The following is a 23,665-nucleotide window of genomic DNA, read 5'->3' as shown; positions in this document are numbered from 1 at the left end:
GAAATGCTGCAGTCGACCTCATTAAAATATTGGAGTGGAGTTTTGTGCCTGTGCCTGTTGAACTCATGTAGAAGTTCTTCAGGTTCAGTCACACAAACTGTTCAGACCATGCGGTCCTCCGTTAAAAACAAGATTTACATAAATCCTGTCTTTGAACCGATACTTGCAGACCCTACAGTTATACGTAATCCACAGAATAAGTTATTTTATGCTTATGGAACAGCTGACAATTGGGGGGATGGTAAGGGGCAGCGTTTAGTTTCTATTTTGCAGTCAAAAGATCTGGTGCATTGGACCTGGATAGGGACGGCATTTTCAGTCAAGCCAAACTGGAAGCCGGAAGGTGGGATTTGGGCGCCGGATGTAGTGTTATTGAACGGGAAATATATGATGTACTATGCTTACTCCACCTGGGGCGATCCTAATCCCGGTATTGGGGTGGCAGTAGCGGACAAACCCGAAGGACCATTTTTGGATCAGGGCAAACTGTTCGATAGTAAATCGATCGATGTCCCCAATTCGATAGACCCCTATTTTTTCAGGGTAAATAACCAGAACTACCTCTTCTGGGGAAGTTTTAGCGATACCGCTGCGCAGGGGACCTATGGTGTACCTTTGGATGACAATGGTATGCAGGTACCCGATCTTAACAAGAAATTTAAGGTTGCAGCCGGTGATTTTGAAGCTGTGGTAATCCACAAAAGAAAAGGTTATTATTACTTTATCGGCTCAAAGGGCTCCTGTTGTGAAGGCGAAAAAAGTACTTACCATGTCCTCGTTGGCCGATCAAAAACTTTGAAGGGCCCTTACTTGGATCAGGAAGGCCGTGATTTGAGACAAAGGGGAAGTGGAACATTATTGCTGAAAGGGAATGATAAATTTGTGGGCACGGGGCATACCTCCCGGATTATAAGCGACGAGCAGGGCAATGACTGGCTACTTTATCACGCCATGGACCCCAAGCGGCCCCGTGTTTCTACAGGGGGAAATCGCCGCATGTTATTATTGGATAGGGTAATATGGAAAGAGGACTGGCCAATGATTGAAGGAGCAACAAGTAGTGTTGTGGAAAAGATCGCCCCTGTCTTTAAATAGTTCTTATTGACATTTGAAGGAAATAGGATTAATATTGCTAATGTATTTCCTCTCTACTAGAAATCCGTGGAGCTACAGTAATGGCTTAGCCCAAATACTTAGGCCACAATTAATGTAAATGCTGGTCAAGCCATTGATCAATGCATTTAAAAACATCTTCTCTGCAATCCTCGTTGAGTATTTCGTGGCGCATTCCTTTGTACAGTTTGATGGTAATATCCGTCTGTCCCTGCGAGCGCAGCTGAGTGGCCGCCTGTTCCACTCCCTTCCCAAAATCGCCAATAGGGTCATCTTGTCCGCTAATAAATAATAAGGGCAAATTTTTCGGAATACCTTTTGTCAGCTTATTGTCTGTCGCACGTAGCGATAGACTCAATACCGTATAAAAGCCATTGTTGGTAAATAAGCCACCACATAGCGAATCTTCGATAAAAGCAATTCGATTCGCTTTGTTGACACTCAGCCAATTGCAGTTATTTTGATTGGGCTCATTTTTAAATCCGGCATTATTACGCTGATCAAATATGCTGTTAATCAATCGGCTTCGTTTTTTAGGTGCAAAGGAGTTGAGAACTGCCAACAGCATACGAAAAGCGGTGGATCCCTTTTGTCGCGCGCCCGTCCCAACGATTATTGCCCCTTTAAAACGATCTCCTGCTTCTTGTAAGGCGCAACGGGTAACAAAAGATCCCATGGAATGCCCTAAAATAAAATGCGGTTGATCGGGATAGCTTTGTTGCAATAAAGTGCTCATTGTTAGCGCATCCTGCACGAGTTGTTCCGCTGGATCAGATTCTTGAAAATAACCTAATCCATTCGCATTCAAGGCCGTTTTCCCATGTCCCAGCTGATCATAGGTGAGTACAGCAAAACCACGGTTAGCCAGATGATCGGCAAGCATTTGATACCGGCCACTATGTTCCTGCATCCCATGAACAATCAATATTGTCCCTCGTACCTTTTGATTCTCAGGTTTAAATATATTATAGAAGAGTTTATGGCTTGGTTTACCCTCAAAAGAACTTATTGGAAAAAGATTGGACGATACCGTATTCATTCTGTTGCTTCCTTAGTGTTAGCTTAAACTAAGATAATTTTGTTGGATTTGCAAGTTGGGCTTGTCGGGTTTGGAAAAAAAGCCTAAAGAGGTATACGATGGGGAAATTTAACCCGTATTAATTTTTTAGTACCGGAATATTTTATAGATTTGCAGTAATTTAGAATTAATTTAAATAAGAGGTTGGTTCTTCGGTTTAATAATAGCATTTAGCTGAGGTTAGCAAGAGCCATCCGATATTCACAAACAGCTAGCGGGAATAGCTATTGTTCATGATGACTTCATTATCAATAAAAAATACGTTTCTAATGAAAAAGACACTTTTAGCAGCTTTACTTTTAGCGGTATCTTACGCACAAGCACAGACAAATTCTTTGATGAATGGTGAGTTTTGGAAAGGTAAACCTACTTTGGCTATAGTTAAGGAGGAAATTACAAAAGGAAATAGCCCTTCACAACCGAATGCGGCATCTTTTGATCCCGTAACGATGGCTATTTTAAATGCAGCTCCGACAGATGTTGTCAAATTCATGATTGAGCAAGAAGGAAATAGTGTAACGAAGAAAACCCACCATAGCCGGAGTTATCTGCATTGGGCTGCTTCAAGTGGTAATGCTGAGTTGGTGGATTATCTCATTGCAAAAGGTTCCGATGTCAATTACCAGGATAGCCATGGCTACCCGATCGTCGCCTATGCTGCGTCGACAGGAAATACCAATACCGCTGTTTATGATGCTTTATTTAAAGCTGGTGTAGACCCAAAACAAAAATATGAAGGTGGAGCTACGTTAATGATGCTGGCTGCTTCTGCGGATAAAGATCTTGCATTGACAGATTACTTTACCAAAAAAGGACTTTCTATACAAGATAAAGATGAATATGGACGTACAATAACAGATTATGCGGCGAAATTAGGTAACATGCCGTTGGTCGAAAAGTTTATCGACCGTGGTGTAAAACCGACAAACAATGCGTTGTTTTTTGCTACACAGGGATCTAGACAAGCATCAAATGGACTGGAGACTTATACTTATTTGGTGGAGAAACTTAAATTGGACCCTAAATATATCAATAAAGACGGTGCGACTTTATTACACACGCTTGTACGCCGTCCAGATATGGCGGTGATCGATTACTTTTTAAATAAGGGAGTTGATGTTGCAAAAGCGGATAATGAAGGCAATACAGCGCTTATGGTTGCGGCGAATGGCAAAGACGCAAAATTAGTGGAATTGCTACTTTCCAAAGCAAAGAATGTGAATGCTGTGAATGAAAAAGGTGAATCTGCATTGACCAAGGCGGTGGGTAATGGTACAGCTGAGATCGCAGCACTCTTGATTAAAAACGGTGCGGATGCCAAATTATTGGACAAGGATGGTAACAACTTAGCTGTTTACTGGTTCAATTCTTTTAGGGAGGCTCCGCAGAGTGGACGTCCGCAACAGGCTACGCAATCCAATAGCCCACAGGTAGATGATTTTAAAGAAAAGTTAGCTGTGCTTAAAGCGGGTGGACTGGATGTGGTCGCACCACAGAAAAACGGTAGCACACTCTATCATCTTGCCGTTGCTAAAGAAAGCACAAACCTCATTCAGAAAGCAAGTGAACTGGGGGTAGATATCAATGCTCAGGATAAAGAAGGAACCACAGCACTACATAAAGCAGCTTTGATTGCCAAAGACGATTCATTATTGAAAACATTGGTCGCTTTGGGAGCAAAAAAAGAACTGAAAACCGAATTTGATGAAACCGCATACGATTTGGCCAAAGAAAATGACTTTTTGTCAAAAGGAAATGTACAGTTGGACTTTTTAAAATAATAAGATGAATACTATAATTAAGATCGCACTGACCACACTTTTGTTTTCTGCAGTTTCTGTCAGCACATTTGCCCAAACAGGTAAGTATAAATGTATGATCCAGATGAACGCCTATCAAGGAGAGGGAGCCTATGTCGTTATTTCACTCATAAACCCGAAGGGAGCGTACGAAAAAACACTTTCCGTATTGGGGCCGGATAAACAATGGTATAATACATTGAAAGAATGGTATAAATTTCAGGCTAAAACCAAAGAAAAGCTGAGTGCAGTGACCGGTGCTTCCGTTGGTGGAGGCGATCGTGCGATGCGTACATTGGAAATAGACGAGTCTAAATTCAACAAAGGGTATAAACTTCGCTTTGAATCTGCTGTCGAAGAACAGAAATATCATACCACAGATGTAGAAATCCCATTAACAAAAGAGGCGATCACTGAAAAAGCGAATGGTAAGGGATACATTAAGCTTGTCAAATTAAATAAAGTACAATAAGAAAAAATGTTGGTATCTGTCTGGAGGTATGCACATTTAGCCTTAGCTCTTGTTTCTTCTGTTTTTTTACTTTTATTATCGGTCACGGGAGTAATTTTAGCCATTGACGCCGTCAATGAAAAAATACCACCCTATCGAATAGAAAATATAGATTCTTTGGATCTTTCGCAGACTATTACTGGTCTGCGAAAGGTTTATCCCGAAATTATTGAAATTTCGGTTGACCACAATGAATTTGTGAGCATTGATGCCATAGATGCTGAGGGAAATACTGTAAAAGGATATATTGACCCGCAAACCGGCAAATATCTGGGTGCGCAAAAGAACAAAACACAGTTTGTTCAATGGACTACGGCCCTGCATCGTTCCTTATTCTTAAAGGTGACAGGCCGAATTATTATTGGCATCGCTTCTTTTCTGCTATTTTTGATTACAATCTCAGGTTTGGTGCTGATTATCAAACGTCAACAAGGCGTTCGACATTTCTTTGCCAAGATCAATCGGGATTTCTTCGCACAATATTTTCATGTTGTTTCAGGGCGGTTGTTTCTGATACCCATTTTAATTTTGGCTTTGACGGGGACCTATTTATTTATGGTCCGAATCGAACTGTTGAAGAAGACAAACCAAACAGTTGAATATCCAGTAAAGGAAAATGAGACCGAGGAACGGACGATATCCGATTTTCCGATCTTCAAGAAAACGAAACTTAACGATGTCGTGAAGGTAGAGTTTCCTTTTATGGAAGGAGATCCTGACGAGTATTATATCCTCAAACTGAAAGACCGGGAGTTGACAGTAAATCAATTGAACGGTGCTGTACATAAAGAAGTCAAGTATCCCTTTACTGCACTTGCAGAACAATTTTCGCTCGATCTTCACACGGGTAAGACCAATATGATATGGGCCATCATTTTGGGGCTTGCATCATTGAATATTGTGTTTTTTATTTATACAGGTTTTGTCATTACCTTCAAACGTACACGAACAAAGATCAGGAATAAGTATCAGGTGGCCGACGCTGAAATTATTATTCTGGTAGGTACTGAGAATGGAAGTACCTTGTTTTTTGCCAATCAGATTCACAAACAGCTGTTGGCGGACGGTAAAAAATCACTTTTGCTCGGGATGAACCACTATCAGTGCTTTCCAAAAGCAAAACATCTTTTGCTGTTTACGTCCACCTACGGTCTAGGGACAGCGCCTTCCAATGCGACTCAGTTTGAAAGAAAGCTTTTAGCCTATCCACAGCAGCAAACGATTAATTTCTCTGTGCTCGGTTTTGGATCGAAAGCATATCCTGATTTTTGTGCTTATGCGTATACGTTAGACAAGTTGCTCGGCGAGCAAGCATGGGCGTCCCGACTGATAGACCCACATACGGTCAATGACAAAAGTGTTGATGAACTGATTTCATGGGTACATCATTGGAGTGAATATACCAATATTGCCTTGGCTTCTGCTCCAGCGATATACAGCTCGAAAGTTGTTGGATTGAAGAAATTTAAAGTGATTGCCCGATCAGCTGTTTCGGAGAGCAACAGTACCTTTACACTTTTATTAAAGCCACTTGGAAAAATGAAAGCACAGTCCGGAGATTTGTTGGCCATCTATCCGGCGCAGGATCAACGGGAACGTTTCTATTCCATTGGATGTAAGGATGGGATGGTTCAATTAGTCGTCAAGCTATTTCCTGATGGTTTTGGTTCGGGATTTCTATACCAACTAAAAGCTGATCAGGTTCTGGAGGCACGTGTCATGGTCAATCCAAGTTTTCATTTTCCAAAGGCAGCACCTGCTGTGGCCTTGATTGCAAATGGAACCGGTATAGCACCATTTTTGGGTATGATTGCGGAAAATCAGCATAAAATACCTGTCAAACTCTATGCAGGCTTCCGCAAAAAAAATGAAATGACGGCAGAATACCTGGAATTTACCGACAAACAAAAAAAACTGGGGCAACTGAACGATGTACAGCTGGCTTTTTCACGTGAACAGCCGGGGCAGTACGTGATGGATCTGATCCGTCAGGATGGTAGATATTTTGTTGAATTGCTCGAACAGCAGGGTTGTATCTTATTATGTGGTTCACTCCGTATGCAACAGGATGTCGAAGCAACGTTAAACGAGCTACTGCTGGCAAGTGCAGGCAAATCGATCAGCGTCTACAAAGAAAATGGACAGATCCTGACAGATTGTTATTAAACATGACAATCTTATGCTATCATTTATTTTGACAATGTGTAATGAATTATTATAAGCAGTATCTACTGATTTCAATATTTTGGTTGATAGCCGCCGCTAACGGTTTTTCACAGGTAAAGCTCAAAAAGCAGGTGACCCTTATGGGGTCTGTTTTTGAGATCACCCTAGTTGATCGGGATAGCGTACAGGCTAACCAGCATATTGTCGAAGTCATTGCAGAGATTGAACGTATCGAAAACCTGATTTCGGAGTGGCGTCCATATACGCAGATTTCGGAGGTCAACCGCAATGCAGGGATTAAACCTATTAAAGTTGACCGCGAAGTATTTGACCTGACCAAAAGGGCAATTCAATACAGCCGGAATTCACAAGGAGCCTTTGATATTAGCATTGTTGCTTTAGATAAAATATGGAAGTTTGATGGCAGTATGGATACGATGCCTTCTGCCGATGTGATCAGAAGTTCGGTTGCCAAAGTTGGCTATAAACATATTGTTTTGGATAGTGCTGCTTCGACTATTTTCTTGGAACTTCCGGGTATGAAGATTGGCTTTGGCTCAATCGGAAAGGGGTATGCGGCGGATCGGGGAAGGGAGATCATGAAAGCCCGTGGAATCACTGCCGGAATCGTCAATGCTTCAGGAGATCTATCGACCTGGGGCAGCCAACCCAATGGTGAGCCCTGGAAGATTGGAGTGAATAACCCCTTCAAATCACATCAGATGGTCCGGGTTCTTCACTTAAATGAAATGGCGGTAGCGACCTCAGGCAGCTATGAAAAATATGTCGAAATCAATGGGAAACGTTATTCCCATATTATTAATCCCATCACCGGATATCCAGCTACCGGACTGACTTCGGTAACAATCTATGGACCATCGGCAGAAATAGCCAATGCCCTGAGTACGTCCATTATGGTACTCGGTGAAAAAGAAGGGAAAAAATTAATCCATAATTTTCCAAATTATCGTTTTATCTTTATTACAGACAAAGGGAAGGTTGTCTGGGATAAGCGGAAGCATGAGTAAATGAGTTCAGGAACACAGCTAAAAAACAAATTGTGAATGAATAATCACAAAGAAAGTGAATAACCGAGCGAAACTAGTTTATGAATGCCGCTTAAAACATACAGGCGATGAATAAATCTGATAGCTGTATCACAGGAACAAAATATACAGATGCAAATAATTTAGAGTAAAAGCGTTGTTGGTTCGTCTATGTAGCTATGGACATTGCATACCAAAATCATATGGCAGAAAAAAACTCCAGATCATTTACAGACATCGTCAAGACTTATGGGGGGCAGTTACTGCGTTTTGTAAAAGGAAAGGTCAAAAAGACCGAAGATGCCGAGGATATCTTGCAGGAGGTCTGGTATCAATTCAGCCGTTTGACCAATATGGACGAACTTGAAAATGCGGGGGCATGGTTGTATGCTGTCACGCGAAACAAGATTACCGATAGCTACCGAAAAAAGAAAGATGAATCGCTTGATGATTTAATGGGGGATGGAGAGGAAGCTGACACTGCTTTCCCGATACGTCAGTTTTTGCTGTCCGATGATTCGAACAATCCTGAACTTAAATTATTCAAAGACATTTTCTGGGATGAATTAATGAAAGCCCTCGAAGAATTGCCCGAGAAACAACGTCGGGTTTTTATGCTCAATGAAATTGAAGATAAAACCTTACAGGAGATTGCCGACATGGAAAATGAAAATCTGAAAACGATCATAAGCAGAAAGGGCTATGCTGTAAAACATCTGCGTTTACGTTTGCGGAACTTGTATGAAGAATTAAAATTTTAAAAATAAAGCTATGAATAGAAGAATGAGAAGACAGGGAAAAGGTAAATTTGCTTTCGTATTTGTTGCCATTATCATTGGAGTTTTCTTGCTGGTAGCCTTGTTGCAATATCTGTGGAATACATTGATGTGTGATATTTTCAGTTTAAAGGCAATCACGTATTGGCAGGCGTTCGGCCTGTTTGTGCTATCACGCATTCTATTTGGACGTGGATTTGGTAAGCCGGGAAGAGGCGGGTTCCGTAAAAATTTCCCCCCTGATATGGGCCGCCATGAAGATCTTTCAGAAGAGGAAAGGGAGCGCTTGCGGGAGGAATGGAAACGTCGTTTCAGTGGACGATGCGGATTCTAAAAAAAAGTAAATTTTTTAAAGTAAAAACCTGATACAGGCGTCTTCTTCTATAAAGGCGCCTTTTTTTATGCCAAAAGCTAAAGAAACACTGTAAAGGTAATGACAGGACGCGATGATCTGTTACTAGCGATATACAACAATTATACGGGTTGAGAAATTGACAACGAAAGAAGTATATCGGATAAGGAATAGGATTACCAATAGGTGGATTGACAGATTTTGGGTTTAAAGAACAATTTAATTAAAGAAAAATGAAAAATAAAATTCGATTTATATTACCACGCTTGATTGCATTGACGGTAATAGTGGGTTTAGCCAGCTTGATTATGGGAGCGATCTTTAAGCTGTTGTTGGTTGCAACGATCTTATTCGGAATAGGAAGCTTTGCAATGGCCAAAATGCGTAGGAGAGAAATGCATTCATTTAAAATGGACAGGGCTCCGGTCCATCCCGGAATGTACAGTGCGTCGAGGACGAATACTGCAATCGTTCCTTTACACAAACAACAACGCGTTAAGAATGCGACAATTGTTCCGGTATACTAATATCAGGACTTGGTATAAAACCAAATAACATAAAATAGCGGCAATAGTGAAGTCCCTTGGACTGCTCATTGCGCAATACACAATATTCATTACTTAAAAAATAAAGACATGTTTAAAAGAGATCATTATTCCAGCAGATATTCAAATCAAAATAGATTTTGCGGTCAACATTTCAAAGACCGTTTTGAAAAATTTCAACAGCATTTTTTTGAAGGCGAAGCAGGACAGCGCGGAGAGGGGCAGCAATTTGTTCCTGTAAATATTTCTGAAAATTCTGAGTTCTACGAAGTTCAGGTATTTGCTGCCGGCCGAAAGAAAGAGCAATTTCAGGTGAGTATAAATGAAGGAATCTTAACGATTTCCTGTACAGAAAATACAAACGATGCGACAGCTTATATCTATAAGGAGCATTTGGGTACTGCATTTGAGCGTGAATTTCAATTAAATGAACAAGTGCTTACAGATAACGTACATGCCAGTTTCGAAGATGGTGTATTAACTGTCATTCTTCCCAAGGATCTTGACAAGGTAAAAAGACCACAAGAGGTTATCATTGACTAGGTGAACAAACTATAACGGCTGATAACAGCCAAAGCAAGGTCCGGATTTTTTGGAAACCGGACCTTTTGTATACCAGCTAATCTCAACTCTTTTTGAACTTCTTTTGCAATTGTTTTTTTCCAAACTTCCCGAAGAAATAGAATAAGGCGAAAACGACCAAAATAGCCATAAAAGGAACGAATACAGCCAAAATGGTTAAGACTGAGGAACCAATGGTCTCCATAGTCGAAATAATGAAATTTCCAAGACCTGCCGTACCGATTGAGGAAGCTGCCCTCGTACCAGCCAGTACGGTACTGATCGTTGCAGCGGTTCCTCCGCCAGCAATAATGGAAGCTGACCAACGAAAAAATGGAGAAATATCGGTAAACTGTATGGCAAAAAGCAGGGTGCCTGCAATCATTGCCAAGGGGATAGAAATTGTGTCCAGGATATTGTCCACACCTGGGATGTAGTAAGCAGCAATTTCAATAATCATTGCTATACTTGTCGTAATCAGGACCAAATTAGAACCTGCCCAAGCCCATTCATTACCTACCTGAAATAATTCCAGACGACAGCCCAGGCTGAGCAAAAACAGAGGCATAAAAACTCGGAAACCTGTTGCCGCAGCCAGACTTATACCGATAAATGCACTGACTAGGTATGTGGATAATTCCCCCATGACAAATGAATGTTAGTTCTTTCTATTTGTAGAATAAAAAAAGCGTGTTTTTTGTTTTTAAAATTCTAGTGAACGGTCTGAATAAATGGGTATCCTGTGTTCGTTGTAACTGTTTGTATTTATAATGTTTAGTTATGTTTATAGATTTTGATTATATTATATCGAGTGATTCGATGAGCAGGGGATCGTGTATTTGTTTAATTTTATGAAAGTAAAAGTCAAACAATTTGATCATTTAAGGTATTATATAAATAAACTTTCTTTTAATATGGACAACAACGAAAAAGACATTAGCAAATGCCCATTTCACAATGGAACTATGCGCAACGCCGTTGCGGGAGGGGGAACCCAAAATCAAGATTGGTGGCCAAATAGACTTCGTGTGGATCTTTTGAGACAGCATGCGACACAATCAAATCCAATGGATGAAGGGTTTGATTATGCTGAAGCTTTCAAACAGTTGGATCTGGAAGCCGTTAAGAGAGATTTGCATGCATTGATGACAGATTCACAGGACTGGTGGCCGGCAGATTTTGGACATTATGGCCCCTTATTTATTCGAATGGCCTGGCACAGTGCAGGAACCTATCGTGTAAGTGATGGCCGTGGTGGTGCTAGTACCGGACAGCAGCGTTTTGCTCCTTTAAATAGTTGGCCAGACAATGTGAGCTTGGATAAGGCCCGTCGATTATTGTGGCCGATCAAACAAAAATATGGTAAGAATATTTCCTGGGCAGACTTATTGATCCTAACGGGAAATGTTGCATTGGAATCAATGGGATTTAAAACCTTTGGCTTTTCAGGAGGGCGTGTGGACGCTTTTGAACCAGAATTGGATGTATACTGGGGATCGGAAAAGACCTGGTTAGGTGGTGATGTACGTTATGCACATGGCTCTGAAGGGGTTGCTGAATCGCATGGTGTTTTATCAGCGGACGATGACGCAGATGGCAAACAACATTCCCGCAATCTCGAAAAACCTTTGGCAGCCGTCCAGATGGGACTGATCTATGTTAATCCAGAAGGGCCAGATGGAAATCCCGATCCTATAGCAGCGGCAAAAGATATCAGAGATACGTTTGGTCGTATGGCGATGGACGATGAAGAGACTGTTGCGCTAATTGCAGGTGGACACACTTTTGGAAAAACACATGGTGCAGGACCAGCCGATAATGTTGGTAAGGAGCCTGAGGCTGCTGGGATTGAACAACAAGGGCTCGGATGGAAAAGCAGCTATGGTACAGGGGTCGGTACTGATGCCATTACCAGCGGCCTGGAAGTTATCTGGACTCAGAAACCCACAGAATGGACGAACCTCTTTTTTAAAAACCTGTTTGAAAATGAATGGGAGCTTACAAAAAGTCCCGCCGGCGCACACCAATGGGTAGCCAAGGGAGTGGAAGCCACTGTTCCTGATCCTTTTGATCCAAATAAAAAACGTAGACCGACGATGTTGACAACAGATCTGTCTTTGCGCTTTGATCCCATTTATGAAAAAATTTCCCGTAGATTCTATGAAGATCAGGATGCTTTCGCGGATGCTTTCGCTCGTGCCTGGTTCAAATTGACACACCGTGATCTAGGTCCACGTGAACGCTATCTTGGAGCTGAAGTGCCAAGTGAAGAATTGTTATGGCAAGATCCTATTCCAGCTGTGGACCATGTCTTGGTCGATGCACATGATATTGAAGATTTAAAAGCGACTATTTTGGCTTCAGGTCTTAGTATCTCTGAGTTGGTGACGACGGCATGGGCTTCGGCTTCAACATTCCGGGGATCTGATATGCGTGGTGGCGCAAATGGAGCTCGAATTCGGTTAGCGCCACAACGTTATTGGCAGGTTAATAACCCAACCCAATTACAAAAAGTGCTAACTGTACTGGAAAAGATCCAACAGGACTTTAATGGTAAGCAACAGGGGGGTAAAAAAATATCTCTAGCCGATTTAATTGTCCTAGCCGGTGCCGCAGCAGTCGAGCAAGGGGCAAGAGCTGGTGGACACGCGCTTAAAGTTCCGTTTAATCCGGGACGTATGGATGCTTCTCAAGAACAAACTGATGTAGAATCAATGGGATATTTAGAACCTATTGCTGATGGCTTTAGAAACTATCGGAAGGGTTCCTACACAGTCTCTACAGAATCATTATTGATTGATAAAGCACAATTACTGACCTTATCTGTTCCTGAATTGACCGTTTTAATCGGTGGTATGCGTGTACTTCAGGCTAATTTTGATGGCTCTCAGACAGGTGTGCTGACCGAACGCCCTGGACAGTTGACCAATGACTTTTTTGTGAACCTATTGGATATGGGGACAGCTTGGACCGCAATTTCTCAAGATCGGGAGCTCTTTGAAGGAACAGACCGTAAAACGGGCGCAAAGAAATGGGTTGCTGGACGCGCAGATTTGGTATTTGGTTCTAACGCTGAATTAAGAGCTGTTGCTGAAATCTATGGTAGTGCTGATGCGAAAGAAAAATTCGCTAAAGATTTTATCGCTTCCTGGAATAAGGTGATGGAGTTGGATCGTTTTGATCTCCATCGGTAGTCAGTATGGCAATTGACCCATGAGGTAAGTTAAAAAAACAGAAATGGAAGCTTAAAAACCGACAGTAATAGGAGGGGTTGTACTTTTTAATAGGTGCAAGCCCCTTTTTTTGTTCGGTATTTGATGTGAGAGATAACACATCTTTAGATAGAAAATATAAATCTCTCCCTCGAGGTTTGCATTTCAGTAGATTAATTTGTCCAGAAAACGTGAATGTAGGTACTAATGTTATCGTTGCTGAGGCTTGATTGTTACAGCATCCCAAGCCAGGACTTGTACACCTGGAGAGTAGTGTATCAACGCAATATTTTCATTATGGAGATGAATACCTCCTATCGTATAGCCCAACTGACATTCTTGCAATTGTACTGAAAACAAGGGCCATTCCGGATGATGGATGTCAAAACAATATATCCCATCGCCTTTGTCCAGGTAAAGGCAATAGCGTTCGGTGAGCCAGCTGTCAAGACTTGATTTTATTTTAATCTCATCGGTCACCTCAAATATCGTTTTCAACCTAAATCCCTTTCCTTGGTTAAGATTCTGGTATCCTTGTGCATCCCTTAGTATCGTGGACTTTTCGTAAGGTAGACCAGACAATTTCTTTGCAACCAATGCGGACAAGTACTTACTTGCTTCAATATTGATGAAATAAACACCCTTTTTACCATCCTGATCGATATAGGTACGTACGTTGATCTCATAAAAGTCCGAGAGCGGTGGGAATGCAGGCAAATTTCTGGGGCGGATATTTTTCATCTTGAAAGCAACCAAAGAGACATAATAGCTCCCTTCGTGCTGATCGATTTTCAAGTCGGCAGGCACTAATGACCGGAGTAGATCATAATCGACTTGGAAATGTAAAAAAAGTAGATCAAGCCATTCCTGATAGTATCGCCAAGGGCGAGTTGGTATAGGCCATGGACGATGATTATAATCTCTTAAAATTGCTTTAATTTTTTGCGCCAAAATTGTCAATTTATGCCTCTAAGATCATTTTAATCTTGCTTTAACCAAATTTTAATTTAATATATGAAGAATTATGGAATTTTCTTTGGGGTTTTCCTATTTTGTGAAATAAAATTCAAGATTTGTGCTACTTTTTGTTGTTTGATCGGTAGTAACTTTGTGTTGTTTTCAAGGGGAAACTTGTTACTTTGTTAGTTTACAGCTATGTGGAAGCACTTTATTTTTCTAATTACAGTTCTGTTTGTTTCATTTAAAAGTTTAAATGCAAACAGTATTGTACCGAAAAGTGATAGTTTTCACTGCGAGATTTCTTCCCTAAGAACCGAACCAAATAAGGCTGATTTCCCGCTTTCAACCTTATTAAAAATAGACAATCCAGATTTAGATCCTTTATATCCATCGATGCAATCTATCGCCGAATTGGACGTCGAGAATAATCAGGATTGGTTGACAGATCGCTGGGTAGTTATCGTCGATTTGCTATGGCACGAATTACTGCCTTCAGCATCGCAGAATGACTACCGTTATCTGCATATTTTGGATATTGAACCAGTTCCCATAGCACGGTTCCTGCTTTTTGAGCAAATAAAAATTCCATTTTAGCAATTTTGAGCTTTCATGCTTCACGGAAATTGAACAAAAAACCGTATTGCTTTTCTAAATTTATTTTATTGATTTCTTAAAATATACCCATGCACGAGCTAAGTATAGTAAAAGATATCTTCGATACCTTGACCTCGCATTACGAGACTAGAGTGGAGGATATCCAGAAAATCCAGGTGACAGCGGGACTATTGTCCAATGTACAGCCTGTGTTGATCCAAAATGCTTTTGACGCATTTATCACTGAAAATACCCATTATAGGGATATGGAAATGGAGGTTGTGGTAAATGATATCATCGCCTATTGTGAGCACTGTCAGAAGAATTTTCCAGTTCATTTTCACCGATTTGTCTGCGGTTGTGGGCAGCCTTCGAGTACAATTGTTCAAGGAAATGAACTTTATATTTCCAAAGTAATTTTTAAACACGATTAAAAAATCATTTATTATGTCAGACAATACTCAAAATCCTAAAAGTCTAGGTAATCGCGTCGGTTCGGTTCAATGTGAAAATACAACCCTACATTTATTAAAAGCCAATGATTTTGTCGCCAAAAGTATCCGCGACAGACTAAAAGATGTATGTGTGGTTAATGTATGCTCTTCCCCGGGTTCCGGTAAAACAACGCTGATGCAAGAGACTGGAAAGCGCCTTTCCAAAGACCTAAACATTGCCGTGTTGGTGGGGGATCCTGAAACCGAACGTGATGCTGTCCGTATGCGAGAGGTGGGAATCAATGCTTTGCAGATTGTTACCGGCGGTATGTGTCATATTGAAGCTCAAATGATTCTACAGGCACTGGATCACATCGATATAGAAGGCATTGATTTGTTATTTATCGAAAATGTCGGAAACTTACTTTGCCCTTCGGCTTTTGATCTAGGTGAAGACTATCGGGTCACTTTATTAGCAACTACAGAGGGTGATGATAAGCCAAAAAAATATCCACGTATGTTTTTGACCAGTGAGTTGATGCTTGTTTCAAAAGCAGACCTATTACCTTATGTTCCATTCTCCGTAGACGCTGTGACAAAAGATGCACGTGAAGTCAACCCAAACCTGGAGGTGATCACGATCAGTACTTTGAATGGAGATGGCTTAGATAGCTGGTGCGATTGGTTGAAAGAGAAAGTTCAACTGAAAAAGCAACAACATAAAGTAGCTGAAGCGAAATAGTAAATGCACGAAGTCAATCAATCATCAGTCAGAACGATGATTGATTTCAGCGCAGAGTGTGATAACATACACTATATGACAATGAATAGATTGCCTATAATGATAGATACGATTGTGCCTCAGTCGCAAGTCAGCACTGATCAGGTAGATCGGGTGTACATCGAATGGTTTGAAATAAATAAACGTCGTTTGACCAGAGATACCTCGTCAGGTAATGCGATACTGATGCAATTGGAGCAGGGGCAGGAGTGGCATCATCGAGATGCCCTATATCACAATGGGCAACTACAGGCAATCGTCATTGTTAAGCCGACCTTGGCGATTAGGTTTAACCCTTCGGATTTTGTCCAACTGGCAGATTTTGGTTATTTCGTTGGTAATCGACATCTACCGATATTCAAGGTGGATCAGTTAGAATCTCTCCATTTGCCCTACGATGGTCGACTCTATGAGCAAATTGCAGCAAAATATGGTGCATCTATCCAATTGGAGGAAGCGATATTGCTATCCGAGAATCGAATTCGCCAACAGTTAAAGAATAGCAGAAAGCATGAAAATTAGAATATATACATTGCTGTTGCCATTGGTCTTTTTAGTATGCTTACAAGCCTGCCAAAACCAACAGGCCAATGCAAGTAAAAATGGGGTGAAGGCCATGGATAGCCGCGGCAAGGAAATCACATTGGAGCGACCGGCCCAACGTGTTGTTGTCCTGTATCCCTCTTTGGTGGATGAGGTTTATATGCTACAGGCTGGCGACCGATTGGTGGGCATTCCTGAGCAAGTCTATCAAATGGAAGATACCTATGCTTTTTTATCGAAATTGGACCCACGTATCGTTCAGAAAAGTATCGCTACACCAACTTTTGGTGGTCAGGCCAACAATGTAGAAAGCATCGTAAGCCTGAATCCCGATCTTGTTCTGACATTCAATACCGATCAGGATAATATCACACAGCTCGAAAATTTGGGTATTCCTGTCTTTACTTTTTCATCGAAAGATGAAACCAGTATCTTTAACGAATTGATCGGAATGGGAACGCTTTTGGACAAGAAAACTCGGGCTGAGGAAATTGTGAAATTTGTCGGCGATGAGGTCAAAAAGATGGCCGTTCCGCTCGATCAACCACAAAAGAAGGTCTATTATGCCTGGTCCAAAGGACGTGTACTTTCGACCTCGGGAAGAGGTAGTCTCATCGATATGGCCATCCGCCTATCGGGGGCGGCAAATGCCTGTCCCTTGGAAATGGAAGCGCCAAATGTAGGGGCTGAAACGATCTACAAGTGGAATCCCGATCTCATGATTCTATGGAATTCCAAAAGTTCTGATGTTTATAATCTGAAAGAATTGGCCGCACTGCCTGCCGTAAAAAATAAACAGGTATTTGTGATGTCACCGTCCTTTCCTTTTGATCCACATACCGTGAAATTTATGCTCTTCGCCAAACAGGTGCGGCATTGGTGTTTCCCGAGTTTTACTAAGGAGCAGCTCGATCAGGATATGACAATGGCTTTTGAAAAATTATACGGAAAAGCGGGGCTTCTGCAATGATACTTCAATTAAAAAAGCTTTTATTGTTGGTGATATTGCCACTAGTGCTACTCCTGCTTTCGTTATTGATTGGCTCAAGTCAGCATATCGGTTTTATTGAACTCTGCCAACGTATCGGATTGGAATTAGGGCTTTATAAAGGGACTGATACGACGGTATCGATGGGCAGCATGGATACCATTTTGTGGCAAGTACGTTTGCCACGGATTTTATTGACCTTTATGGTTGGTGCGGCTCTAGCCTCATCAGGGGGGACTTTACAAGCTATTTTTCGGAATCCTATTGTAGATCCATTTACGTTGGGAATATCTTCTGGTGCTGCTTTCGGTGCCGCTTTAGCCATGCTGTTTCCACTATTGTCTGTCAATGTTTCGGCATTCCTATTTGGTGTCTGCGCTGTGGCCTTGACTTACTTTGTATCCAATGCCGGTTTAAAAACATCGATCATTGGGATGGTTTTGGCAGGAATGGTTATTTCAGGGGTATTTACAGCAATGCTTACGCTGTTACAATATATCAGTGATCCGTATAAGTTGCAGGCTATTGTGCAGTGGACGATGGGAAATCTCCATACTGCATCCTGGTCAAAAGTGCAGAACGCCTTTTTACCCATATTGATCGGATTGATCATATTGGTCTTATTGCGATGGAAATTAAATTTGTTGGCATTGGGAGATCAGGAAGCAATTGCGGTGGGTGTAAATCCAAAACTATTGAAATTTGTGATGATCGGGGTTGCGACAATGATCACCGCATCAGCTGTTGCTGCAGTAGGCGTGATTAGCTTATTTGGTCTTATTGTCCCACATATCAGCCGCATGATTTTTGGACCCAACAACAATATTGTCGTATGGGCGAATATCAGTGTCGGTGGGTCATTTCTGTTATTGATTGATGATTTTTCACGTGCAGTCATGCCTTTCGAAATTCCGATAGGGGTATTTACAATGATTATTGGCGCTCCACTCTTTATCTACCTGATGCGCCGGAACGAAATTAACTGGAACTCATGAGCAAATCCATCCATATCGAAAATCTATTTTTTGCCTATGGTAAGGATACAATTTTACGAGACGTGAATGTGTCTTTTCCCGAAGGAAAGCTTTCGGTTATTCTGGGCCGGAACGGTAGCGGTAAGTCGACCTTGTTCAATGTTATTGCCGGATTGGAGAAACACTATCAGGGATCGGTATTGATCGGTGAAACGGAACGTAGAAACTGGAAGGTCGGTAAATCAAATACGCTTAAACTGGGTTTCTTAAACCAGTTTCATCAGACGACTTTCCCTTTTAAGGTGGCGGATGTTGTTTTAACAGGACGTGCATCGTTCTCCCGCTTTTCACCGCGCCGTGAAGATTTTGAGGCTGTGGATACAATCCTGGAGAAATTTAATCTCGCACATTTAAAGCATAAATCATATACATCCCTGTCAGGAGGGGAGCGGCAGCTGGTCTTGCTTTGTCGTGTATTGGTGCAACAGCCTGATCTGTTGCTTTTGGATGAACCGACAAACCATCTTGACCTGAACTATCAGATTACAGTTTTGCAGACTGCTAAAGAACTGGTCAAGGAGGGAACAACAGTGCTCTGTGTTATGCACGACCCCAATATGGCCTATCTTTTTGGCGATCACTTTTATTTGATGCAGGACAATACACTGGTGGATCTACAGGGGATGAACAGAGAGCAGGTTCGGAAAGTATTGGAACAGACCTATGAGTTGCCATTGATCAGTTTGGAAAACCAAGGGAAATGGATGTTTGCACCCATGCTTCATGCACATGACTGGGCTCCGATAAAATCCCTTGAACTGGAAGGCGTAAATAATAAGCTATAAAGGCTGTAAACAATGTGCGGATAAGGTAACAGATCCTAGTGGCGGCATGGACGCTAAAAACGAAAATAGTATGAATAAAATAGGCATGCAAAGGACAGATTCAATCAGAAATATCGCGATAAGTGCAGTCACTGTTCAGGATCTGGAAACGGTGTTACCTTATGTTATTGAATTTCGCAAACAGCTGTTTCCCATGCTTGACCCACAAAAGGTTCCCAGCGATTTGCTGAACTTTAAACAGCTGTATCTGGATGAAAAAGACGGGACATTTTTACAGGCAAGGGACAAGAGCGGAAAGCTGGTTGGTGTGATCGGTATGCTCACTTATGACTATCGTTTTCCGCATCTAGATTTAGACGCCAGGAAGACTGTCGAAGTCGCGCGTCTTTTTGTCGACCCCGATTACCGTCGTTCTGGACTTGGAACAGCACTTTTCCGCCAATTGACAAAGGTGGCCAAGGAGAAAGCGGTCGAAAGACTGTACTTACACACCCATCCTTTTTTGGACGGAGCTTATGAATTCTGGTTAAAACAGGGATTCTATCTCAAAGAATGCTGCGATGAATCGGGCTTCCCGACAATTCATATGGAGCAAGTGTTAGAACAGCGCACGGATCAGAAATATTTGGTGGAACAGGAATTGACAAAATAAAGGTTTTCAGTTTTGTGAACAAAATTCGCACGGAATACAAGAAATAAAATAATTCAGCAATAGAAGATAAAAATAATTCCAGAGGAACTGCTCTGTTTAGAATCTTATTTCAATAAGATCATCATAGGTGAGTTTTAAGCAGGGTATGTGCCATCTGATTAATGAACAATATACAGATGAAACCATCATGATTTATTCAGACCGAGCAAAGCGAGCTTATGACTGCCGCATAAAACATACTCTCGATGAATAAACCTGATAGCTTCATCACAATTGAAAAACAATTTATACAGATGAAAAACACAATGAAAGCACTCGCTTTCGCATTATTGGCAAGTGCTGTCACACCAGTGGCTGTTTACGCCCAACAGAGCTTTATGATTTTTGGGAAGATACAGGACGAAAACGGAAATCCAATTCCAGGAGTGACTTTGACACTTGAAAACCAGGGACAAAAGATCAGTACTGCGACGAATGGCGAATTTGCTTTTACTACCGCGACAACCTTTCCGGTACAATTGCGTGCCGAAGCGATCGGTTATAAATCACAGCTTATTCGTATTGATGAGACTACATGGAATCCGAAAAAAGGAATTCGACTCATGATGGAGGAGGGCGGGCGGACCTTGGATGAAGTATTGGTTACCGGCCGTCGTAATAATTCCTATTTGACCAACAACATGGAGTTGGGCGGTAAGTTTGCTGGAAAGCTGAAAGATCTACCGCAATCTGTGGCTGTACTGAGTAAGGAATTTATTGAAGATAAGCAGGCATTTACAACTGGAGCTCTGGTGCAGGACCTTGCGGGTGTCACTGAAGCTTCATCTTATGATGATGTGGTGATCCGTGGTTTTAAAAGCGGTTATGAAACTGGAGTCCGTTTGGTGAACGGTCTACGTTCAGGCTATGGCTACGGCAATAGTTATTATAATTCCCCGTTAACAATCAATCTCGAAAACCTTGAGGTGCTGAAAGGTCCTGGTGCTTCTCTATTTGGCGATATTGTACCCGGTGGTACCATCAATATGACGACGAAAAAACCTTTGGAAGATTTTAAAGGTCATGTCAGTTTTGCTGCCGGAAGTTTTGAAACGATGCGCACCACCGTAGATCTGGGTGGTCCGTTGGATAGTGCAAAACGAATTCTCTATCGTTTTAATGCTGGATATGAGGATACCAAAACCTTTCGCGATGTGAACCGTCAAAAACGGATGATGTTGGCACCTTCATTTACATTTAAGCCCATTGCAGGGACAACCGTAGACATCGATGTGGTATACAATCAATTCAACGGTTACCTGGATCGGGGAATGGGAATAAAGGAAAATAATTTTTATGCCCTCCCACGTTCCTTTACTTTAAGTCAGCCTTCTGATTTCTATAACTCCAAGACTTTTTCATTGAGTGGTCGACTGGCACAAAGACTGGCAGAAAATGTGAGCCTGAATCTGAGCTATATGAAATCCATCTATCAGGAAGATGTTAATGAGCATCGTACGCTTAATACTTTTGCGGATGCCCCACATAATACCATTATGAATATGCGTTTCTTCGACCGTCATGGTCGTGATTATACCGACAATATTGTCGGATATATCAAATGGGATCTGCTAGGGGATAAAGTTGACCATCATATTGTTGCTGGAGTCGACTTCGCACAGTATCGTGGTGACAAAGAAAATCAGTTACGGGAAGCCAGACAGCAAACTGTGGACGGAAAAGTGGTGCCATTGACTTTCGACATGAACAATCCCACCTATACCACACATGATCTGACTAACTACGTCTGGCGTACACAGGTCGCATATCCTTTTTTGAGCCCCTATAAAACGACCGGTAAATATATACAGGATCAGATCAGCATTGCGGATCGTCTCAAACTAATTGTGGGACTGAGACATGAACATTATGCTTCGGAAACTATTGATGGCCAGAATCGTTTTCATGCGACACAAAATGCATTATTACCCCGTTTCGGTCTGACTTATGGAATCAACAAACAGATGAATTACTTCGCAAGCTACTCGCAGGGCTTTGTACCAGTAGGCGCTAATTTTATCCAGAACTATAAAGACTATGGTGCCGATAAACCTTTTGAAGCTGAACGTAGTTTTCAAATTGAAACAGGGCTGAAAACGGACTTTTTTAAAGATCAGCTGCAAATGGATCTTTCCTTGTTTCAGATCGAGCGCAGAAATATGCTTATAGCGACAGGAGCAATCAATGACTCAGGATTACCGGAGTATAGACAATCTGGAAAAGCATTGTCACGGGGAGTTGAGTTAGATGTTCGCGGGCAGCTGACCAAAGAATTCCAGGTGATGGCAAATTATACTTTCAACCATACCGAAGTAAAGGCCTCTTCCGTTGCTTCTGAAGTCGGACAAGCGCTACCGGGAGCACCTAAAAATATGGCCAGCGCCTGGTTAAAATATGTATTCTCCAATACTTCCTTAAAAGGACTCGGCTTTGGTGCCGGTGTTTATTATGTTGATAGCAAACGTATGGACAATAGCATTGGGAAGGATAGCGAAGGAAATGCCCTTTGGGGACAATGGCCTTCATATACGACAGTTAATGCGGCCGCTTATTATCATATCGGTGCCATGAAAATGGCACTTAACTTAAACAATGTATTTGATAAATACTATTTTTTAGGGGGATTTGACTATACACGTGCCTTCGCTGGCGCGCCAAGAAACATTATGGTTTCAATTGGTTATTCCTTTTAACTAAAAAAGCAATCAAAGCAGGTCTTTCGACAAATTTAGACTATTTAATTCAAGATTTGTACTAGTGAAGTGCCTGCTTTGGTTGTAAATTTGGGCAACAAATAATAGAATTGTGAATTCAATGATTAGGCATAGTTTAGTATTTTTAGTTTTTCTTATGAGCGTCCTGCTCCTGAAAGGAATGACTATTTCTGAACAGCTCAAAGTTCATAATTCCTCAGGTACATATCTTGGTTTGTTCAGCACACATAAACAAATTGACAAAGCTGTTGATCAACCCGAAAGAGAAAATATAGTTGCTGCTATACACGATCATGACCTTTATGATGTCAGTGAACAGGTTGATCTAAAAGATGAATGGAGTAAGCTCCTTGGTTTGAGCGTATTGTATATTTGTCTTTTTATATTTTGCTATCCTGTATGTCTCAACATGCGGAATAACAGAACACCTTACATGGATCGATTGGTCCTGCCACCAAAATACATTCTTTTCCAAAGTTTAAAGATCCCATTTCAGGGATAATCTTTTCCTTTTCTTACAACGCTGAGAACTGAAACGCTATGCCGTAAGCATTTGCTATGGGCTTCGTCTATCAGGTTTTTCGAACGACTTTTTTTAAGTCGTCAGGGCTTGTACTGACTTATTTTCGACTGAAATAACAACAATTTAAATAATATTTTATATGCATTTATTACCTAGAGAGACAGAGAAGCTATTGCTTCATCTTGCCGGTGAACTAGCGAAAAAACGTAGAGCTAGAGGACTTAAACTAAATTATCCGGAGTCTATTGCATTGATCAGCAGTGAACTTCTGGAAGCTGCACGTGATGGCCGTACTGTGGCTGATTTAATGCAGTATGGCGCGACATTATTGACACGTGAAGATGTCATGGAAGGTGTGCCCGAAATGATTCACGATGTGCAGATTGAGGCGACCTTTCCGGATGGGACCAAATTGGTAACCGTTCATAATCCGATTCGATAATTGTTAAAAATAGAATT

Annotated in this window: 24 protein-coding genes; 21 read left to right on the top strand and 3 right to left on the bottom strand. The window is 41.5% G+C overall.

The window, feature by feature from the left end; all coding sequences use genetic code 11:
• Positions 1–3: 3 nt before the first annotated feature.
• Positions 4–1,095 (top strand): family 43 glycosylhydrolase, encoded by a 1,092-nt coding sequence (locus D7322_RS19795; RefSeq protein ID WP_245971390.1) that lies wholly within the window; start codon positions 4–6, stop codon positions 1,093–1,095.
• 109 nt (positions 1,096–1,204) lie between these two features.
• Here the strand turns inward: D7322_RS19795 and D7322_RS19790 are convergent, their stop codons facing one another.
• Positions 1,205–2,152 (bottom strand): alpha/beta fold hydrolase, encoded by a 948-nt coding sequence (locus D7322_RS19790; RefSeq protein ID WP_121125965.1) that lies wholly within the window; start codon positions 2,150–2,152, stop codon positions 1,205–1,207.
• A 308-nt stretch (positions 2,153–2,460) separates the two neighbouring features.
• Between D7322_RS19790 and D7322_RS19785 the strand changes: the two genes are divergently transcribed.
• From D7322_RS19785 to D7322_RS19750, 8 genes are all read left to right on the top strand, one after another.
• Positions 2,461–3,972, top strand: coding sequence for an ankyrin repeat domain-containing protein (locus D7322_RS19785; RefSeq protein WP_121125964.1), 1,512 nt, complete (start codon positions 2,461–2,463; stop codon positions 3,970–3,972).
• Positions 3,973–3,976: 4 nt separating this feature from the next.
• Entirely contained in the window at positions 3,977–4,462 is a 486-nt protein-coding gene (locus tag D7322_RS19780; protein ID WP_121125963.1) for a DUF2271 domain-containing protein, read from the top strand.
• A gap of 6 nt (positions 4,463–4,468) precedes the next feature.
• Positions 4,469–6,667 (top strand): PepSY domain-containing protein, encoded by a 2,199-nt coding sequence (locus tag D7322_RS19775; protein ID WP_121125962.1) that lies wholly within the window; start codon positions 4,469–4,471, stop codon positions 6,665–6,667.
• A 41-nt stretch (positions 6,668–6,708) separates the two neighbouring features.
• Positions 6,709–7,695, top strand: a complete 987-nt coding sequence (locus tag D7322_RS19770; protein ID WP_121125961.1) for an FAD:protein FMN transferase — start codon at positions 6,709–6,711, stop codon at positions 7,693–7,695.
• A 221-nt stretch (positions 7,696–7,916) separates the two neighbouring features.
• Positions 7,917–8,474, top strand: coding sequence for an RNA polymerase sigma factor (locus D7322_RS19765; protein ID WP_220700129.1), 558 nt, complete (start codon positions 7,917–7,919; stop codon positions 8,472–8,474).
• Between the two features lie 10 nt (positions 8,475–8,484).
• Complete coding sequence (locus D7322_RS19760) at positions 8,485–8,823, top strand: hypothetical protein (protein WP_077436740.1); 339 nt, start codon at positions 8,485–8,487, stop codon at positions 8,821–8,823.
• A 251-nt stretch (positions 8,824–9,074) separates the two neighbouring features.
• Positions 9,075–9,368, top strand: coding sequence for a hypothetical protein (locus D7322_RS19755; protein ID WP_121125959.1), 294 nt, complete (start codon positions 9,075–9,077; stop codon positions 9,366–9,368).
• A 108-nt stretch (positions 9,369–9,476) separates the two neighbouring features.
• Positions 9,477–9,929 (top strand): Hsp20/alpha crystallin family protein, encoded by a 453-nt coding sequence (locus tag D7322_RS19750; protein ID WP_121125958.1) that lies wholly within the window; start codon positions 9,477–9,479, stop codon positions 9,927–9,929.
• Between the two features lie 82 nt (positions 9,930–10,011).
• Here the strand turns inward: D7322_RS19750 and D7322_RS19745 are convergent, their stop codons facing one another.
• Entirely contained in the window at positions 10,012–10,593 is a 582-nt protein-coding gene (locus tag D7322_RS19745; RefSeq protein WP_121125957.1) for a DUF4126 domain-containing protein, read from the bottom strand.
• A gap of 268 nt (positions 10,594–10,861) precedes the next feature.
• On the opposite strand from D7322_RS19745, the gene katG reads away from it, so the two are divergent.
• Positions 10,862–13,141, top strand: a complete 2,280-nt coding sequence (gene katG, locus D7322_RS19740) for a catalase/peroxidase HPI (RefSeq protein WP_121126063.1) — start codon at positions 10,862–10,864, stop codon at positions 13,139–13,141.
• A gap of 228 nt (positions 13,142–13,369) precedes the next feature.
• Here katG and D7322_RS19735 read toward each other — a convergent pair whose 3' ends face one another.
• A complete protein-coding gene (locus D7322_RS19735; protein ID WP_220700128.1) occupies positions 13,370–14,110 on the bottom strand; it encodes a YqjF family protein in 741 nt (246 codons plus the stop codon).
• Positions 14,111–14,314: 204 nt separating this feature from the next.
• On the opposite strand from D7322_RS19735, the gene D7322_RS19730 reads away from it, so the two are divergent.
• The 11 genes from D7322_RS19730 to ureA all read left to right on the top strand — a co-directional run bounded on the left by D7322_RS19730 (position 14,315) and on the right by ureA (position 23,648).
• On the top strand, positions 14,315–14,713 hold the full coding sequence (locus D7322_RS19730; protein ID WP_121125956.1) for a hypothetical protein: 399 nt from the start codon (positions 14,315–14,317) through the stop codon (positions 14,711–14,713).
• A gap of 89 nt (positions 14,714–14,802) precedes the next feature.
• On the top strand, positions 14,803–15,147 hold the full coding sequence (locus D7322_RS19725; RefSeq protein ID WP_121125955.1) for a hydrogenase maturation nickel metallochaperone HypA/HybF: 345 nt from the start codon (positions 14,803–14,805) through the stop codon (positions 15,145–15,147).
• 13 nt (positions 15,148–15,160) lie between these two features.
• Entirely contained in the window at positions 15,161–15,889 is a 729-nt protein-coding gene (gene hypB / locus D7322_RS19720) for a hydrogenase nickel incorporation protein HypB (protein WP_121125954.1), read from the top strand.
• Positions 15,890–15,988: 99 nt separating this feature from the next.
• Positions 15,989–16,450, top strand: coding sequence for an urease accessory protein UreE (locus tag D7322_RS19715; protein ID WP_183078777.1), 462 nt, complete (start codon positions 15,989–15,991; stop codon positions 16,448–16,450).
• Positions 16,440–17,441, top strand: coding sequence for an ABC transporter substrate-binding protein (locus D7322_RS19710; RefSeq protein ID WP_121125952.1), 1,002 nt, complete (start codon positions 16,440–16,442; stop codon positions 17,439–17,441). The genes D7322_RS19715 and D7322_RS19710 overlap by 11 nt, the downstream gene beginning before the upstream one ends.
• Positions 17,442–17,470: 29 nt before the next feature.
• Positions 17,471–18,454, top strand: coding sequence for a FecCD family ABC transporter permease (locus tag D7322_RS19705; protein ID WP_245971389.1), 984 nt, complete (start codon positions 17,471–17,473; stop codon positions 18,452–18,454).
• The gene (locus D7322_RS19700; RefSeq protein ID WP_121125950.1) at positions 18,451–19,278 is read left to right on the top strand and encodes an ABC transporter ATP-binding protein; all 828 of its coding nucleotides are present in this window, start codon (positions 18,451–18,453) and stop codon (positions 19,276–19,278) included. Before D7322_RS19705 ends, D7322_RS19700 begins: the two co-directional genes overlap by 4 nt.
• A gap of 70 nt (positions 19,279–19,348) precedes the next feature.
• Complete coding sequence (locus D7322_RS19695; RefSeq protein WP_245971388.1) at positions 19,349–19,930, top strand: GNAT family N-acetyltransferase; 582 nt, start codon at positions 19,349–19,351, stop codon at positions 19,928–19,930.
• 293 nt (positions 19,931–20,223) lie between these two features.
• Entirely contained in the window at positions 20,224–22,662 is a 2,439-nt protein-coding gene (locus tag D7322_RS19690) for a TonB-dependent receptor (protein ID WP_220700127.1), read from the top strand.
• A gap of 157 nt (positions 22,663–22,819) precedes the next feature.
• On the top strand, positions 22,820–23,185 hold the full coding sequence (locus tag D7322_RS19685; protein ID WP_121125949.1) for a hypothetical protein: 366 nt from the start codon (positions 22,820–22,822) through the stop codon (positions 23,183–23,185).
• 160 nt (positions 23,186–23,345) lie between these two features.
• Entirely contained in the window at positions 23,346–23,648 is a 303-nt protein-coding gene (gene ureA / locus D7322_RS28985) for an urease subunit gamma (protein ID WP_077435612.1), read from the top strand.
• The last annotated feature ends 17 nt before the right edge of the window (positions 23,649–23,665 follow it).

It is taken from the genome of Sphingobacterium puteale, assembly GCF_003627955.1.
GTDB classification, from domain to species: domain Bacteria; phylum Bacteroidota; class Bacteroidia; order Sphingobacteriales; family Sphingobacteriaceae; genus Sphingobacterium; species Sphingobacterium puteale.
This window is presented reverse-complemented; position numbering and strand designations above follow the sequence as displayed.

Bases quoted from the DNA above. Each gene is read 5' to 3' on its own strand.
- D7322_RS19795 (WP_245971390.1), top strand. From the start codon at position 4: ATGCTGCAGTCGACCTCATTAAAATATTGGAGTGGAGTTTTGTGCCTG.
- D7322_RS19790 (WP_121125965.1), bottom strand. From the start codon at position 2,152: ATGAATACGGTATCGTCCAATCTTTTTCCAATAAGTTCTTTTGAGGGT.
- D7322_RS19785 (WP_121125964.1), top strand. From the start codon at position 2,461: ATGAAAAAGACACTTTTAGCAGCTTTACTTTTAGCGGTATCTTACGCA.
- D7322_RS19780 (WP_121125963.1), top strand. From the start codon at position 3,977: ATGAATACTATAATTAAGATCGCACTGACCACACTTTTGTTTTCTGCA.
- D7322_RS19775 (WP_121125962.1), top strand. From the start codon at position 4,469: ATGTTGGTATCTGTCTGGAGGTATGCACATTTAGCCTTAGCTCTTGTT.
- D7322_RS19770 (WP_121125961.1), top strand. From the start codon at position 6,709: ATGAATTATTATAAGCAGTATCTACTGATTTCAATATTTTGGTTGATA.
- D7322_RS19765 (WP_220700129.1), top strand. From the start codon at position 7,917: ATGGCAGAAAAAAACTCCAGATCATTTACAGACATCGTCAAGACTTAT.
- D7322_RS19760 (WP_077436740.1), top strand. From the start codon at position 8,485: ATGAATAGAAGAATGAGAAGACAGGGAAAAGGTAAATTTGCTTTCGTA.
- D7322_RS19755 (WP_121125959.1), top strand. From the start codon at position 9,075: ATGAAAAATAAAATTCGATTTATATTACCACGCTTGATTGCATTGACG.
- D7322_RS19750 (WP_121125958.1), top strand. From the start codon at position 9,477: ATGTTTAAAAGAGATCATTATTCCAGCAGATATTCAAATCAAAATAGA.
- D7322_RS19745 (WP_121125957.1), bottom strand. From the start codon at position 10,593: ATGGGGGAATTATCCACATACCTAGTCAGTGCATTTATCGGTATAAGT.
- katG (WP_121126063.1), top strand. From the start codon at position 10,862: ATGGACAACAACGAAAAAGACATTAGCAAATGCCCATTTCACAATGGA.
- D7322_RS19730 (WP_121125956.1), top strand. From the start codon at position 14,315: ATGTGGAAGCACTTTATTTTTCTAATTACAGTTCTGTTTGTTTCATTT.
- D7322_RS19725 (WP_121125955.1), top strand. From the start codon at position 14,803: ATGCACGAGCTAAGTATAGTAAAAGATATCTTCGATACCTTGACCTCG.
- hypB (WP_121125954.1), top strand. From the start codon at position 15,161: ATGTCAGACAATACTCAAAATCCTAAAAGTCTAGGTAATCGCGTCGGT.
- D7322_RS19715 (WP_183078777.1), top strand. From the start codon at position 15,989: ATGATAGATACGATTGTGCCTCAGTCGCAAGTCAGCACTGATCAGGTA.
- D7322_RS19710 (WP_121125952.1), top strand. From the start codon at position 16,440: ATGAAAATTAGAATATATACATTGCTGTTGCCATTGGTCTTTTTAGTA.
- D7322_RS19700 (WP_121125950.1), top strand. From the start codon at position 18,451: ATGAGCAAATCCATCCATATCGAAAATCTATTTTTTGCCTATGGTAAG.
- D7322_RS19695 (WP_245971388.1), top strand. From the start codon at position 19,349: ATGAATAAAATAGGCATGCAAAGGACAGATTCAATCAGAAATATCGCG.
- D7322_RS19690 (WP_220700127.1), top strand. From the start codon at position 20,224: ATGAAAAACACAATGAAAGCACTCGCTTTCGCATTATTGGCAAGTGCT.
- D7322_RS19685 (WP_121125949.1), top strand. From the start codon at position 22,820: ATGAGCGTCCTGCTCCTGAAAGGAATGACTATTTCTGAACAGCTCAAA.
- ureA (WP_077435612.1), top strand. From the start codon at position 23,346: ATGCATTTATTACCTAGAGAGACAGAGAAGCTATTGCTTCATCTTGCC.